General features: G+C 72.3%; 10 protein-coding genes. 5 read left to right on the top strand and 5 right to left on the bottom strand.

The features are described 5' to 3' along the window. Window positions 1–58 precede the first annotated feature (58 nt). Window positions 59–2,386, top strand: coding sequence for a bifunctional glycosyltransferase family 2 protein/CDP-glycerol:glycerophosphate glycerophosphotransferase (locus AB0M39_RS26715; protein WP_365368442.1), 2,328 nt, complete (start codon window positions 59–61; stop codon window positions 2,384–2,386). Window positions 2,387–2,469: 83 nt separating this feature from the next. Here the strand turns inward: AB0M39_RS26715 and AB0M39_RS26720 are convergent, their stop codons facing one another. From AB0M39_RS26720 to AB0M39_RS26730, 3 genes are read right to left on the bottom strand one after another with little or no spacing between them, the layout of a single operon-like run. After that, entirely contained in the window at window positions 2,470–2,844 is a 375-nt protein-coding gene (locus AB0M39_RS26720) for a hypothetical protein (RefSeq protein WP_365368443.1), read from the bottom strand. Window positions 2,845–2,890: 46 nt separating this feature from the next. Further along, a complete protein-coding gene (locus AB0M39_RS26725; protein WP_365368444.1) occupies window positions 2,891–4,420 on the bottom strand; it encodes a bifunctional glycosyltransferase/class I SAM-dependent methyltransferase in 1,530 nt (509 codons plus the stop codon). 28 nt (window positions 4,421–4,448) lie between these two features. Next, complete coding sequence (locus AB0M39_RS26730) at window positions 4,449–5,633, bottom strand: glycosyltransferase family 39 protein (protein WP_365368445.1); 1,185 nt, start codon at window positions 5,631–5,633, stop codon at window positions 4,449–4,451. Window positions 5,634–5,958: 325 nt separating this feature from the next. Between AB0M39_RS26730 and AB0M39_RS26735 the strand changes: the two genes are divergently transcribed. Continuing rightward, window positions 5,959–7,026, top strand: coding sequence for a glucose-1-phosphate thymidylyltransferase (locus AB0M39_RS26735; protein ID WP_365368446.1), 1,068 nt, complete (start codon window positions 5,959–5,961; stop codon window positions 7,024–7,026). Window positions 7,027–7,234: 208 nt separating this feature from the next. Here AB0M39_RS26735 and AB0M39_RS26740 read toward each other — a convergent pair whose 3' ends face one another. Both AB0M39_RS26740 and AB0M39_RS26745 read right to left on the bottom strand, forming a co-directional pair. Beyond that, window positions 7,235–10,699, bottom strand: a complete 3,465-nt coding sequence (locus AB0M39_RS26740) for a CDP-glycerol glycerophosphotransferase family protein (protein WP_365368447.1) — start codon at window positions 10,697–10,699, stop codon at window positions 7,235–7,237. 274 nt (window positions 10,700–10,973) lie between these two features. Continuing rightward, window positions 10,974–11,621 carry a TetR/AcrR family transcriptional regulator gene (locus AB0M39_RS26745; RefSeq protein WP_365368470.1) on the bottom strand — a complete coding sequence of 216 codons (648 nt, stop codon included), beginning with the start codon at window positions 11,619–11,621 and terminating at the stop codon, window positions 10,974–10,976. A gap of 152 nt (window positions 11,622–11,773) precedes the next feature. Here AB0M39_RS26745 and AB0M39_RS26750 point away from each other — a divergent pair, with 152 nt between their 5' ends. The 3 genes from AB0M39_RS26750 to AB0M39_RS26760 all read left to right on the top strand — a co-directional run bounded on the left by AB0M39_RS26750 (window position 11,774) and on the right by AB0M39_RS26760 (window position 14,787). Then, window positions 11,774–12,640, top strand: a complete 867-nt coding sequence (locus AB0M39_RS26750) for an ABC transporter permease (RefSeq protein ID WP_365368448.1) — start codon at window positions 11,774–11,776, stop codon at window positions 12,638–12,640. Further along, window positions 12,633–13,418 (top strand): ABC transporter ATP-binding protein, encoded by a 786-nt coding sequence (locus AB0M39_RS26755; protein ID WP_365368449.1) that lies wholly within the window; start codon window positions 12,633–12,635, stop codon window positions 13,416–13,418. The genes AB0M39_RS26750 and AB0M39_RS26755 overlap by 8 nt, the downstream gene beginning before the upstream one ends. Window positions 13,419–13,803: 385 nt before the next feature. Beyond that, window positions 13,804–14,787, top strand: coding sequence for a serine/threonine-protein kinase (locus AB0M39_RS26760; protein ID WP_365368450.1), 984 nt, complete (start codon window positions 13,804–13,806; stop codon window positions 14,785–14,787). Window positions 14,788–14,819: the final 32 nt, after the last annotated feature.

The raw sequence follows: 14,819 nt of genomic DNA on the forward strand, positions 1-14,819 counted from the left end.
CCCGCGCGGGGCTCAGGCCGAGCAACACAAGACAGCGCGAGAACGAGAAAGAGTGTCTATGCCCCGCCTCAGCATCATCGTCCCCGTCCGTCGCGTGCGCGGAAGCCTGCGGGAGTGCCTGGAATCAGTGCTCTCGCAGACCTTCACCGACTTCGAGGTCATCGGGGTAGCCGACGGGTCGCCGGACGGCTCGGGGCAGCTGCTCGACGAGATCGCCGGGGCCGACCCGCGGGTGAGGGCCGTCCATCTCGCCCTGAACGCCGGCTCCGACGGCCGTCGCACCGCAGGCGCGGAGCGGGCGACGGGCGACTATCTGCTGTTCCTGGAGGGCTCCTACGTCCTGCTGCCCGACGCGCTCGAGCGCATCGCCGACCGGCTGGCCGAGGCAGAGGACCCCGATGTGCTGCTCTTCGGCCATCTGCGCACCCCCTTCCGCGGCATCCCCCAGCCCACGCACTCCCTCCAGGTGCTCGCCGACCTCGGCGGCGCCCGGGTCTGCACCCTCGCCGAGCGCCCCGAGCTGCTGGGGGTCGCGGCCGTCTCCTGGAACCGGGCCGTGCGCCGGGACTTCCACGCCGCGGGACAGGTCCCCTTCGCGCCCGGCCAGTACGGCGACCAGATGTACGCCCTGGCCACCCTCGCGACCGCCGAGACGATCGCGGCGCTGCCCGTCCCGTGCGTGGAGCACCGCCAGCAGCGCCATCTGCCCGCCGCCCCCGAGCCGGAGGAGGAAGGCAGCGCTGCCGCCGACGTCGTCGAGCAGTTCGGCGACCTGTTCGGGGCGCTGCAGGGCGCGCCGGGCTTCGCCGCCGTCCACGAGCCGCTGTTCCTGCTGGCCGCCCGGCAGCTGCTGGAGCTGTATCCGAAGGCGACCCGGCGCAGGCGGTCCTATCTGCGGGCGGCGGCCGCGTTCTGCCGGTCCTGGCGCCCGGCCGGCCACCGTCTGCCCGGCGGCCGGCCGGGCCTGCGGCTGAGGCTGTTCTCCGCCGGACGCGGCACGGCCCTCGCGGCGCTCGACGCGGCGCTGGCGGTCCGGCGCGGCCTGCTGGCGGCGGTCGCGTCGCTGCGCAGGCGGGCCGGGCGCAGGGTCGCCCCGCTCTACTACCGGCTCCAGCGGCTGCGCCCGCTGGACCGGAACCTGGCCGTCTACAGCGCCTACTGGAACCGCGGCGTCAGCTGCAACCCGGCCGCCGTCCACCGCAAGGCCGCCGAGCTCGCCCCCCATGTGCGCGGGGTCTGGGTGGTGTCCCAGAAGGCGGCGGCCGACCTTCCCCCCGGCGTCGACCACGTGGTGCCCGGCTCCCGCCGCTACTGGGCGACCATGGCCAGGGCCGCGTACTTCGTCAGCAACGTCAACTTCCCCAACCAGGTGGTCAAGCGCCGCGGCCAGGTCCATGTGATGACCCACCACGGCACCCCGCTGAAGGTCATGGGGATGAGCCAGCACCAGTACCCGGCCGCCGCGCAGGGCCTGAACTTCAAGGACCTGCTGCGCCGCGTCGACCGCTGGGACCTGAGCCTGTCGTCCAATCCGCACTCCACGGAGACCTGGTCGCGCGCCTACCCGAGCGCCGCGGTCCACCTGGAGACCGGCTATCCCCGCAACGACGTCTTCACCACCGCGACGGCGGCCGAGATCCAGGAGATCCGCACGCGCCTGGGCATCCGCCCCGGCCAGCGGGCCCTGCTGTACGCCCCGACCTTCCGCGACTACGAGCGGACCTTCACCTGCCGGCTGGATCTGCAGCGGCTGAGCCGGGAGCTGGACGAGGACACCGTCCTGCTGGTCCGGGCGCACTACTTCCACGACGGCGGCGCGCTCGGCACGCTCCCGGGCCGGCTCGTCGACGTGTCCGACCACCCCAGCACCGAGGAGCTGTGCCTGGCCGCGGACGCGCTGATCACCGACTACTCGTCCGTGATGTTCGACTACGCCAACCTCGACCGGCCCATCGTGGTGCACGCCCCGGACTGGGAGATCTACCGCGCGGTGCGCGGGGTCTGCTTCGACCTGCTGTCGGGCGAGCCGGGCGACACGCCGGGCGCCGTGACGCGGACGACCGACGATCTCGTACGGGTCTTCTCGGACGGAACCTGGGACAGCGAGGAGAACGGGAAGCTGCGGACCGCGTTCCGGGAGCGGTTCTGCGCCTTCGACGACGGGCGGGCCGCCGAGCGGGTGGTGCGCCATGTGCTGCTGGGCGAGAGCGAGCTGCTCCCGGTGGCGCCGCTGCACGAGCGCAGGCCGGTCGCCGTGCCGCGGCAGACGGACGTCGCCACCGCCCCGGACGACCTCCCGGCCGACGCGCCCGCAGAGGCTTCCGGCGACGCTTCGGAGGCCGCCGCGGAGGTCGCCGCGGAGGCCGCCGGGCGCAGGGCGCGCTGACCGCCGCCGCGCACGAGCCCCCGCCGCGCAGGGATCCGGGCGGACCTCCCCTCGTAGAAGTCCGCCCGGACGCTTGTGTCGGCTCAGCCCTGCTGGCCGGCCATCACCGTCACCAGACCGGCCACGACCATCAGCGAGCCGCCCCAGGTCCAGGCCGAGGTGCGCTCGTGCAGCACGGTCGAGGAGGCCAGCACGATCAGCAGATAGCCGAGCGCGTTGAAGGGGTACGCGATGTTCAGCGGCACCTTGGCGAGCGTCGACATCCACGCCACCGCCGAGACGGCGAAGACGAGGAGCCCGAGGATCACCCAGGGCGAGGCCGCCGCGCGCATCGCCACCGAGCCGCCGCCGTGCTCGGCGGCGGCGGCCGCGGACCGCATGCCGTGCTTCAGCATGATCTGGCCCCCCGCCGACGAGAAGACCGCGAAGAGCAGAAGCAGCAGACTGGGCAGCGTCAAAATGCGCCTCCTGGCAGGGGGTTCGGGCTTCGGCGCGGGGCCGGTCTCAGGTGCGGGCGCCCACGCGTCCGGTGAGGTCGGCGGGGACATACTGGCGGTTGAGAATGTCTTGGACATCGACGTGCTCCCCAGCGATGATCGTCTGCGCCGCGTGCGGGGTGAGCACGGCGACGTACTGATAGCCGAAGAGGGTCGGCCGCATCCGGGTCAGTAGCCTGGAGATCCCGCCCAGGGTCCTGGCGAGGAACCCGCCGCCGAGCACGGACCAGAAGGGCGCGCCCGTCGAGGTGACCCTCAGCAGGTCGTAGCCGGAGGAGCGGACCGTGCGGCGCAGGCTGGCGCGGCTGAAGAAACGCAGATGCGTCTCGTCGAGGATGCCGCGCCGGTCGTAGTCGAAGGCGCCGAGCGCGACCCGCAGCCGTGAGTACCAGTGCCCGAAGTTCGGCACGGACAGCAGCACCTTGCCGCCGGGGCGGAGCACGTCCCGCAGCTCCTTGAGGACCCGCTCGGGGCGGGAGAGGTGCTCGATGACGTCCCCGGCGACCACATAGTCGTAGTCGTAGCCGACGTCCTCGGGCAGCCCCTCCTCCAGGTTGGCCAGCACGAACTCGGTGCAGCGCTCTCTGACCCCCTCGACCTCGACGAAGTCGACGCCGGTGACGGTGTGTCCGAGCTCTTCGAGGCGCGCGGCGAACAGGCCGCCCGAGCAGCCGACGTCGAGGACCCGGCCGGGCGGCAGGTCCCGCATCATCTTCAGGATGGCGGAGTGCGAGGAGCCGTCGCCCTCCTTGAAGGCGTACTCGACCGGTTTGGGGATCCAGGCGCAGGTGCCGAAGCCCTTGAGGGCCAGGCGGTACTCGAGGACGTCCTTGACGACGTCCTTCGCGTACCGCATGCCGTTGACGTAGCAGATCTCGTCGCCGTAGTACGTCGGGATGGGGATCTCCTTGATCCGCATGCCGGCGTCGATGAGCTGGACGATGATCTGGGTGTCGAAGTCGAAGGCGTCGGTGTTGCGGTCGATGGGCAGCCGGCGCAGCGCGGCGACGCTGTAGGCGCGGTAGCCGGAGTGGAACTCAGTGAGCCCGGAGCCGAGCAGGCCGTTCTCCAGCCGGGTCAGGACGCGGTTGCCGAGCCATTTGTAGAAGGGCATGCCGCCGCCCAGCGCGCTGCCGGGCCTCATCATCCGGGAGCCGAAGACGGCCTCGCACTCGCCGCGCTCGATGGGCGCGACCATCTCGGGCAGCAGCTCGGGGGCGTACTGCCCGTCGCCGTGGAGCAGCACGACGATGTCCAGGCCGCGCTCGGCGGCCAGCGCGTAGCCCGCCTTCTGGTTGCCGCCGTAGCCGAGGTTCTTGGTGTGCCGCATCACCACGGTGGGCGGCATCCCGTCCAGCTGGGACCAGCGGCAGCCCGCGGTGAACGTCTCGTCGTGACTCGCGTCGTCGAGGATGAGGACCTCGGCGATCCGCGACCGGAAGTCCTTCGGGATGCGGTCGAGCGTCTTCTCCAGCGTCGACTCGGCGTTGTACGCCACTACCAGGATGCCGATCCTGGGCTTCGGACTGTCCTTCACTGGGCCTTCTCTACTCTCCGTTGAGTGGTCAGTTGACGGTGGAGGCGGGTGCGGAGCGCTCCTGCGCGGGCTGCGGCACGAGCGGGCGCGGCGGATCCGGGACGGGGTCCGGCGGCGCGGCGAGGACTCTGCGGACGCCGCTCGCGATGCCGATCGCGAGCAGCAGCCAGCCGACGGCGGCCAGCGACAGCGCCAGATCGCTCCAGCGGACCGCGCTGTCGCCGGCGTAGACGTCGACGGTGACGATCCCGACGACGACGCTGAACGCCACCCCTTCCCAGAGCCCGAAGAGGAAGAGGCCGACCACGGGCCAGGCCAGGTACTGGACGGCGGACGCGGTGCTGAGCAGCAGCAGGAGGGTCGTCGACAGCGCGACCGCGTACGGCGCGTGGGCGGGGCGCCGCCAGGCAAGCCAGGCGCCGGCGGCCATGCAGAGCAGCACGAACACGAAGTGGGCGTCGCTGTGGACGAACGCGATGAATTCGTCGGACGCCCCGAAGAAGTCGGCGAACCTGACGAACCCCCAGAGCCTGGCCCGTCCGCCCTCGTACCCGAGGACCTTCTCGGTCAGCGGCCCGGGGACGACGGCGAGGACCGGGGTCCACAGCGCCAGCAGCACGGCGCCCAGCCCGGCGCAGAACCGGACCGCGGCCGGCCGGCCGGCGCGCGCGGCGGCGACGAGCAGGGCGGGGATCGCCACGATCGGAATGAGTTTGACGCTGATCGAGAGGGCGGCGAGAACGCCGGCCGCGAGCGGCCTTCGCCGGTCGACGAGCTGATAGGCGGCGGCGACCGCGAGCATGATGGCGACCGAGTCGGTGTTCCCGTGGTATCCGGAGGTCGAGACGAGCACGGGACTCAGGGCGCATCCCATCGCGCACGCCATGGCGGTCCGGATCGAACGGCGGCGGCGCACGATGGCGAAAATGAGCAGCGCGGAGACGAAGTCGGCGATGCAGGCGGGCGTGCGGATCAGAACGTCGAAAGGGAGGCCGATGTCTTCGAGGCCGTCCATGGCCAGCAGCATCCAGCTGGCGAGCGGGGGATGGTTGTAGACGGGCAGCCGCGGCATGGGGTGTCCGTAGACGTGCAGCGGGCCGACCTGTTCGATCGCACGCGCGAATGCGTTGAAGAAGCGGACGTCGGCGGGGCCGCGCATAGTGGCGGCGATGACCATCTTCGACACAAAAGCGATCGCGGACACGACGATCACGAGCTTTCTCGCTCTTCGCGCGTCCAGTGCGGACCTATCCGTTCGCATTCGCATGTCCATGGCCGCCGAACGTAGCAACGCAAGACGTCAACATCGCGCACCGATAAACACACTTGAAGTGCTGCATACATCATTGCGCTGCGATCTTTGGCGCCGAATCGGCTCGGCAAATCACCCGGACGGTCCACCGCGCCCCGTAATTCGAGCGCTTCAGCCCTCGTTCACCGCCTGTTTCTTCTTAGGCTTTCTCCATCGATCAGACCATTTCGATTCAACACATCCATCCAGTCAGCAATCCATCCAGCACGTCGACGGGGCAGATCCAGTGAAAGCACTCGTACTCTCCGGCGGCGCCGGAACCCGACTGCGGCCGATCACGCACACCTCGGCCAAGCAGCTCGTCCCGGTCGCCAACAAGCCGGTCCTCTTCTACGGCCTGGAGTCGATCGCCGCGGCCGGCATCACCGAGGTCGGCATCGTCGTCGGCGACACCGCGCAGGAGATCGAAGCGGCGGTCGGCGACGGCTCGCGGTTCGGCATCGACGTCACGTACATCCCTCAGGAGTCGCCGCTCGGGCTCGCCCACGCGGTGCTCATCTCCCGCGACTTCCTCGGCGACGAGGACTTCGTGATGTACCTGGGCGACAACTTCATCGTCGGAGGCATCACGGACCTGGTCGAGGAGTTCCGCGAGCGGCGGCCCGACGCGCAGATCCTGCTCACCAAGGTGCCCGACCCGCGCTCGTTCGGCGTGGCGGAGCTGGACGGCGCGGGCAGGGTGGTGCGGCTGGAGGAGAAGCCGTCCCAGCCGCGCAGCGACCTCGCGCTCGTCGGGGTCTATCTCTTCACGCCCGCCGTCCACGAGGCGGTGCGGGCCATCGCGCCCTCCGCGCGCGGGGAGCTGGAGATCACCCACGCGCTGCAGCATCTGATCGACAGCGACCGCCGGGTGGCCTCGACGGTCATCGACGGCTACTGGAAGGACACCGGCAACGTCGCGGACATGCTGGAGGTCAACCGGTCGGTCCTGGAGCGGCTCGACCCGCACCACGAGGGCAGCGTCGACGAGGAGACGGAGATCATCGGCCGGGTGCGGATCGAGGCGGGGGCGGTGGTGCGCGCCTCGCGCATCGTCGGCCCGGCGGTCATCGGCGCGGGGACCGTCGTGGAGCGCTCGTACATCGGCCCCTCGACGTCGATCGCCGAGAACTGCCGGATCACGGACAGCGAGATCGAGTACTCCATCGTGCTGAGCGGCTCGTCGCTGGAGGGGGTGGGGCGCGTCGAGGCCTCGCTGATCGGCCACGACGTCGAGATCACGCCGGCCCCGCACATCCCCGCCGCGCACCGCCTGGTGCTCGGGGACCACAGCAGGGTGCAGATCTCGGGCTGATGTCGGGCTGATCTCCGGCTTATCCGGGGCAGGTCTCCGGCTGGTCTCCGGCTGATCCGCAGCGGAGCTCCGGCCGGTCTCCGGCTGATCCGGGGCAGATCTACGGCTGTTCTCCGGCTGATCGCGGCCGGGAGGGCGCGCCGGGCACGGCGGTCGTCGGCGCCGTGCCCGGCGCTCCCGTCGGCGACCGGCTCGGCTACCGGCTCGGCTACCGGCTCGTCTGCCCGCCGGACAGCTCCGTCAGCAGCCGGTCCGCCACCGTCGTCGCCGCCCGCGCGTCGTCGAGGTCGCAGAACACCTCGCGGAACCGCTCGTACGCCTCCGCGTGCCCCGCGACCGCCGCCTCCGGCTCGCGCAGCGCCTCGATCAGCTCCGGGCCGCCGGGGACCAGCGGCCCCGGCGCGCGCTCCTCGAAGTCGAAGTAGAAGCCGCGCAGCGTGTCGCGGTAGTGCTCCAGGTCGTAGGTGTGGAACAGCATCGGGCGGCCGGTGTGCGCGAAGTCGAACATCAGCGACGAGTAGTCGGTGACCAGCGCGTCGCTCACCAGCATCAGCTCGGCGACGTCCGGGTAGCGCGAGACGTCGCGGGCGAAGCCGCCGGTCTCGGGCAGCCGGTCGGCGACCAGGTAGTGGCGGCGCACCAGCAGCACATGGGTGTCGCCGAGCGCCCGGCGGGCGGCGGCGAGGTCGAGCCGGAGGTCCAGGGCGTAGCCGCCGCCCTTGGGCCGGTCCTCGCGCCAGGTCGGGGCGTACAGCACGATCTTCTTGTCCTCGGGCAGGTCCAGGCGCTCGCGGACGGCGGCGGCGACCTTGTGCCGGTCCTCGGCGTGCAGCAGGGCGTTGCGCGGGTAGCCGGACTCGACAACCTCGCCCTCGTAGCCGAAGGCGCGGCGCAGGATCGGGGTCGCGAAGCGGTTGGGCGAGACAAGCAGGTCCCACTGTCCGGCGCGCTGCGGCAGCGACTCGATGTAGGGGCGGTTGGCCTGCGAGGTGCCCAGCAGGTCCCGGCCGATGCGCTTGAGCGGGGTGCCGTGCCAGGTCTGCACGACGAACTGGCCGCGGCCGCGCTCGAACCACTTGGGCAGCTGGGTGTTGGTCACCAGCGCCCGCGAGAGGGCCAGCGCCTCGTGCCACTCGGCGCTGCCGTACTCCACGGCGCGGACCCCGGCGGGCAGCGGCGCCTGCTGGTCGCGCACGACCCACAGATGCTCCAGCCCGGTGTCGCGGCTCAGCAGCTCCTCGTGGACGGCGCGCGGCGAGTCGGAGTACTGGCGGCCGTCGAAGCTGGAGAACAGGATCGTGTCGCGGCGGGGTCCGCGGCGCAGGGAGGCGTACCTCCTGCGCAGCATCCGCTCGTGGTAGCCGCCGCGCTCGCGCGCCGTCAGCGCCGGGCCGGACTCCAGCGTCAGCTGGTCGTGGAAGCGGCGGTTCAGGGTGAAGTCCCGTCCGCGCACCCGCTGTACGAGGGGGACGGCGCCGTGCTCGGCAGGGGCCAGGCGCACCGGGATGTACTGCTCGGGGTCGCTCTCGCCGCGCGCGCGGAAGAAGAGGTACCAGCGGCCCTCGCTCAGCGGCAGCTCGCCGCCGGGGCCTTGGACGGCGGCGGTGTCGAGCACGGCGTGGAACCGGCCGTCCCTCAGCTGCGGGTCGACGACCGTCTCCTCGTGGCTGCCGTTGTGCTGGAGCACCAACTCGGCCTCGAACAGGGCGTGCTGCGGGAAGCTGCCCGCGACGGTGAGCTCGCCGGACGGCCGCAGCATGAGAGAGTCCGCGATCGGCTGGGCGCTCTGGTCGGACAGCACGAGGTTGCCCGACGCGTTGGCGGTGACGACGAGCTCGCGGGCGGGGCCGTCGAGAGGGTAGCGGCCGGGGTCGACGGCGGTGCGCACGCCGACGGCGACCCGGCTGCCGTCGGCGCGGACCAGGCGTACGCCCCAGGGGCTGGCGTGGTGCGCGTCGTCCGGGGCGAACAGGTCGAGCGGCACGTCGGCCCAGAAGGCGGCGCCGTCCGCGGCGACGGCGGGGACCTCGTGGTGCTCCTTGGTGTGCCAGTTCTCCAGCCGCAGCGCCGTGGGGGCGAGGCCGTCGAGCGTGACGCCCTCGACGCGTACGCAGTCGTCGCCGGGCCGGTGCCCGGTGAGCAGGGCGGCGACCCGCTCCGCCTTCAGCCGCAGCTTGTTGCCGGACAGCTGGGGCACGATCCGCAGGTCGTCGCGGACGTGGTGGACGGCGGGGGCGGCGGGGTTGCCGAGCATCCGCAGCGGGCCGCGGCGCAGGGCGCCGGCGCTCAGGATGCCGACCTCCAGGCTCCAGGTGGCGGACGTGCCGAGGCGGGCGGGGTCGACGACCGCCTCGAAGCCGGCCCGGTCGTAGCAGTGCATGCCCTGCCGGGAGTCGGCGGTCGCCTCGGGCAGGGTGATCCTGCGCAGCCGCAGCGGCAGGACGCGGCGGCGGCCGGAGCGCAGCCAGCCGATGGTGAGCGAGCGCCGGCGCAGCTTGCCGACGGGCCGGTTGCGTACGTACGCGTAGCCCTTGAGGTGCAGTCTCCCGTCCCGCCAGACCGCCTCGACGAGGTCCGACAGGACGGGCAGGTCGGCCTTGTTCAGCGCGGTGACGCGGCGCGGGAGGCCGGCGGCGAGGGCGGGGTAGGAGGCGCGGAGCCTCTTCACACCGCGGACGCGGAAGGCGTCGCGGTTGTTCTTCTCGAAGGCGAGCAGGGCGAGGAGCTCGGCGATCCGGCGCTCGCGCACGAGCTGCCACTTGACGCGCAGATGCAGCGGAAGGCCGTCCAGGACGGACTGGTCGACGCTGCCCACGAAGGCGCCGGCCTGGTCGAGGAACGCCTGGTGGTACTCCCCGTCCCCGTCGGGCAGCGCCTCCATGAACAGGTTCAGGTCGCTGCTGAGCACGCTGGAGTCGTAACGCCGCTTGCCCTCGGCCCACTTGGGCTCGGTCGCGAGGAACTCGGCGGCGCGGGCGCACGAACGGGCGCGGTCCTGCACGGCCTTGGGGCGGGCCCGGCGGGTGGTGATCGAGCCGTCGCGGTCGCGCCAGAGGTACACCGTGTCGTGGAGCACGTCGACGGAGGCGGCGAGGAAGTGCGCGGGAATGATCACGGGGATGTCCTCGAAGAGGACTCCCTCGGGGAAGGCGAAGGAGTTCCGGTCCCAGAAGTCCCTGCGGAACACCTTGTTGCAGGCGATGCGGTCGTAGAGCAGCGGCCAGTGGCGGGTGACGTGGGTGGCGGTGCGGGAGGCGGCCATCGGCTCGCGGAACATCGGGGACTGGCCGGTCTTCCCGCTCGCGCGCAGCCGGAAGACGTTGCCGGTGGCGAAGTCGGAGCCGGAGGCCTCGAGGGAGGACACCATCCGCTCGTACGCGTCGGCGGGGACGAGGTCGTCGCTGTCGACGAAGGCGAGGAACTCGCCGCGGGCCTCGCGGACTCCGGCGTTGCGGGCGGCGCCGAGGCCCGCGTTGACCTGGGTGAGCAGCCGGAAGCGGTCGTCCTCGGCGGCGAAGCGGCGGGCGATGACGGCGCTGCCGTCGGTGGATCCGTCGTCCACCATGACGACTTCCAGGTCGCGCAGACTCTGGTCGGCCAGCGAGCGCAGGCACTCCTCGAGATAGTCCTCCACGTTGTAGACGGGGACGACGACGCTGAGCCGAAGAGGCATGGTGGGCACGTCCGTTCAAAAGCGCGGTTCGCTGCGAGTTGCGGTGACTGGGGAGAACAACCCGCCCGACGGGCAAGGGTCACCGCACGTTGGGCCATACGGGTGACGGGGACGCCGGCCGCCCGCGTACGGCCCTCCCTCGACCGCCGAATCGGCGCACCGCGGGGGCGCGAAGGCGCGCCCGCACGCCCAACCGCCCTCCCCCGCAAGGGGATCGAGAGAGCATCGGGATGCGATGGAGAGGGAAGGGGCGGAGGGGGAGCGGAGGATCCCGTCAGCGGGAGGGACGCGAGGACGGGGGAGCCTCCGCGCGCAGCGCCGCCGCCGCCGAGGCCGCCAGCGCGTCCAGATACGCCTCCCCCACCTCCTCCCGCACCACGACCAGCCGCCAGTACAGCGGCCCCACCATCAGGTCCAGCGCCCTGTCCGGGTCGGCCGTCGGCGGGAGCTCGCCGCGCGCCACCGCCTCGCGGACGATCACCGCGGCCACGCCCTGCTGGCCGTCCAGCAGCGCCGCCTTGATCGCGTCGGAGATCTCCGGGTGCCGCGCCGCCTCCACCAGCAGGTCCGGGATGACCTGGGAGGCGACCGGGTGGCGCAGGGCGTGCGCGGCCACTTCGAGCAGCGCCCGCACGTCCCCGTACAGCGAGCCGGTCTCCGGCGCCGGCAGCCCGTTCGCCGCGAACGCCGTGACCAGGTCCAGCACCAGCGCCAGCTTCGACTTCCACCGCCGGTAGACCGCCGTCTTGCCCACGCCCGCCCGCCGCGCGATGCCCTCGATGGACATCCGGGCGTAGCCGACCGCCGCCAGCTCCTCGAAGACGGCCGCGCGAATCGCCTCGGTCACGTCCTCCCGGAGCACCGCGGCTCCCGCGGGGGTGCGGCGTGGGGTCGCGGGGTCCGTAGTCATGTCCCGCAGCATAGCGCCGCCCACGTCACGACGAGACGGTTGCGTTGCGACGTAACGACGTCTTACTCTCACCGTAGCGACGATACGGTCCCGTTCCGTCGTAGATCTGTCGTAAAGCCCCTCGTATGCCACTCGTAAGCCTCACCGGAAGGGAAGGGAGCGACGTGAGCCTGAGCGAGCTCGCCGCCCAGCACGGGCTGACCGTGAGCGGAGCCCGCCCGCCGCTCGGCGCGTACGTCCGCCAGCTGTGGGCCCGCCGCCACTTCATCGCCGCCTTCGCCACCGCCAGGCTCACCGCGCAGTACAGCCAGGCGCGGCTCGGCCAGCTCTGGCAGCTGATGACCCCGCTGCTCAACGCCGCCGTCTACTACGTGATCTTCGGCAGGCTCATGGGCACCGGGAAGCACGTCGAGGACTTCGTGCCGTTCCTCGTCACCGGCGTCTTCGTCTGGACCTTCACCGCCAACTCGATCATGGCCGGCGCCCGTGCGATCTCCGGCAACATCGGACTCGTACGCGCCCTGCACTTCCCCCGCGCCGCCCTGCCCGTCGCGCTGGCCCTCCAGCAGCTCCAGCAACTGCTGTTCTCCCTGGGCGCGCTCGCCGCGATCCTGGTCTGCTGCGGGCAGCCGCCCCGGGCGTCCTGGCTGCTCGCCGTCCCGGCGCTCGCGCTTCAGGCGGCCTTCAACACCGGCCTGTCGATGGCCATGGCCCGGCTCGCCGCGGGCGCGCCGGACATCGCGCAGCTGATGCCGTTCCTGCTGCGGACGTGGATGTACGCGTCGGGCGTGATGTGGAGCATCCGGGCGACGGTCGCCGACGCGCACCTGCCGCACGCCGTCGTCCTGGCCCTCCAGTGCAACCCGGCCGCCGTCTATATCGACCTGGTGCGCTTCGCGCTGATCGAGAGCTACGACAAGGCCCAGCTGCCGCCGCATGTGTGGGCGCTGGCGCTCGGCTGGGGCGTGCTCCTGGGGGCGGGCGGATTCGTGTACTTCTGGGCAGCGGAGGAGCGGTACGGCCGTGGCTGAGCGAACTGGGCGAACTGGGCGAACACCCACCGTCGTCGTCGACGACGTGCACATCGCCTACCAGGTCAACGGAGCGAGGACCGGGCGCGGCAGCGCCGTCTCCGCCCTCAGCCGGATCGTCTCCCGCCGCGCCGCCCCCGGCGTCCGCGAGGTCCACGCCGTCAAGGGCGTCAGCTTCGCGGCGTACACGGGCGAGGCCATCGGCCTCATCGGCTCCAACGGGTCCGGCAAGTCCACGCTGCTCAAGGCCATCGCCGGACTGCTGCCGCCCGCCCGGGGCCGGGTCTACACCCACGGCCAGCCCGCTCTCCTCGGCGTGAACGCGGCGCTGATGTCCGACCTGACCGGCGAGCGCAACGTCGTCCTCGGCGGGCTCGCGATGGGCATGACCCGCGAGGAGGTCCGCGAACGCTACGACGGGATCGTCGAGTTCTCGGGGATCAACGACAAGGACGACTTCGTCTCGCTGCCGATGCGCACGTACTCCTCCGGCATGGGCGCCCGGCTGCGCTTCTCGATCGCCGCCGCCAAGAGCCACGACGTGCTGCTGATCGACGAGGCGCTGTCCACCGGGGACGCCCCCTTCCGGCGGCGCAGCCAGCGGCGCATCGACGAGCTGCGGGCGCAGGCCGGAACGGTCTTCCTGGTCAGCCACAGCAACAGCACGATCACCGAGTCCTGCGACCGGGCGATCTGGCTGGAGGCGGGGACGCTGCGGATGGACGGTCCGGCGAAGGAGGTCGTCGCCGCGTACGAACGGTTCACCGCCGAGAAATAGGGACGATCGCGGTCGTACGGAACGGAGTGCTGCTCACGGCGGCCGTGCTGTCCTGCCGCGGGCGGTCGCCGGGCAGGCCACTGCGGCGACGGACGCCACGGCCATGGACGCCATGCCGACGGCCGCCAGGACCAGCCGTCGCCGGGCCGACGGTCCCTGGGGGCAGTCCCCGGGGGACTCCCTGGGCAGGCGGTCCGTGGGCCTGCGGTCATCGGGCCAGCCGTCGCCAAGCCGGCCGTCGCCAAGCCGGCCGGGAGCGCGCCAGCGCCCCCGGCGCCCGCCGCGCCGCACGCGACCCCGCCCGCCCCCCGCGACCCTCCGCCGCGACCGGGACGCCCGGCGCGGCCAAGCGGTAGGCTCCCCTGCCGACGTAGAGGGGGCTGGGATGCGGAACGGGGGGCCGGAGCCGCTGCGCCAGGACGATCCGACGGAGATCGCCGGGTATGTGCTCGAGGCGCGGATCGGCGAGGGCGGCATGGGCGCCGTCTATCTCACCCGTACCGCCGACGGCCATCCCGTCGCCCTGAAGCTGATCCGCCGCGAGCACGCGCAGAGCGAGAACTTCCGGCGCCGCTTCGCCCGCGAGGTCGAGGCGGCCCGGCGGGTCGGCGGCCGCCATCTGGCGCAGGTCGTCGACCATGACGCGGAGGCCGCCCGCCCCTGGCTCGCCACCCGCTATGTGCCGGGGCTGCCGCTCGACGACGCGCTGGAGGAGTACGGTCCGCTGCCGCTGGGGTGCGTGCTCCAGCTGACCGCCTGCGCCGCGCACGCGCTGGACGCCGTGCACGCCGCCGGCGTCATACACCGCGATGTGAAGCCGGCGAACCTGCTGCTCACCGCGGAGGGGCCGTGCCTGCTCGACTTCGGCATCGCCCGCGCGGAGGGGACCGAGAGCCTCACCACCGTCGGGCGGATGGTCGGCACCCCGAAGTACATGTCGCCCGAGCACGCGCTCGGCAAGCAGCTCACCCCCGCGTCCGACGTCTTCACGCTGGGCCTGGTGGCGGCGGAGGCCGCGACCGGACGCCATCCGTACGGGGAGGGCGGCGGTCTCGTCGTCGCCACCCGGATCGCGGGCACCGACCGCGAGCCCCCGGACCTGAGCGCCCATCCGCCGGCGCTGCGCGAGGTGCTCGACGCGTGCCTGTCCGCCCGGCCGCAGGACCGGCCGACCGCTGCGCAGGCGGCGGCGATGTGCGGGCGCGCGGCGGGCCGCGATGTGCACGACTTCCGCGGCTGGCTCCCCAAGCCGCTGACCGCGGCGGTCGCGCGCGTGGAGCGCTCGGCGAGGGACCCGCGCTCCTCTGGCTGGCTGGGCAGAGCGTTCAGGGGCCGGACGGGCTGGAGTTCCAGCCCGTCCGACCCCTGAGTCCGTCCGGCATTGGGTCCGTCCGGCATTCA

The sequence above is a fragment of the Streptomyces sp. NPDC051907 genome (assembly GCF_040681075.1).
In the GTDB taxonomy this organism is placed as follows: Bacteria; Actinomycetota; Actinomycetes; order Streptomycetales; family Streptomycetaceae; genus Streptomyces.

Coding starts and splice junctions, on each gene's coding strand:
- AB0M39_RS26715 (WP_365368442.1), top strand. CDS start 59: ATGCCCCGCCTCAGCATCATCGTCCCCGTCCGTCGCGTGCGCGGAAGC.
- AB0M39_RS26740 (WP_365368447.1), bottom strand. CDS start 10,699: ATGCCTCTTCGGCTCAGCGTCGTCGTCCCCGTCTACAACGTGGAGGAC.
- AB0M39_RS26745 (WP_365368470.1), bottom strand. CDS start 11,621: ATGCTGCGGGACATGACTACGGACCCCGCGACCCCACGCCGCACCCCC.
- AB0M39_RS26760 (WP_365368450.1), top strand. CDS start 13,804: ATGCGGAACGGGGGGCCGGAGCCGCTGCGCCAGGACGATCCGACGGAG.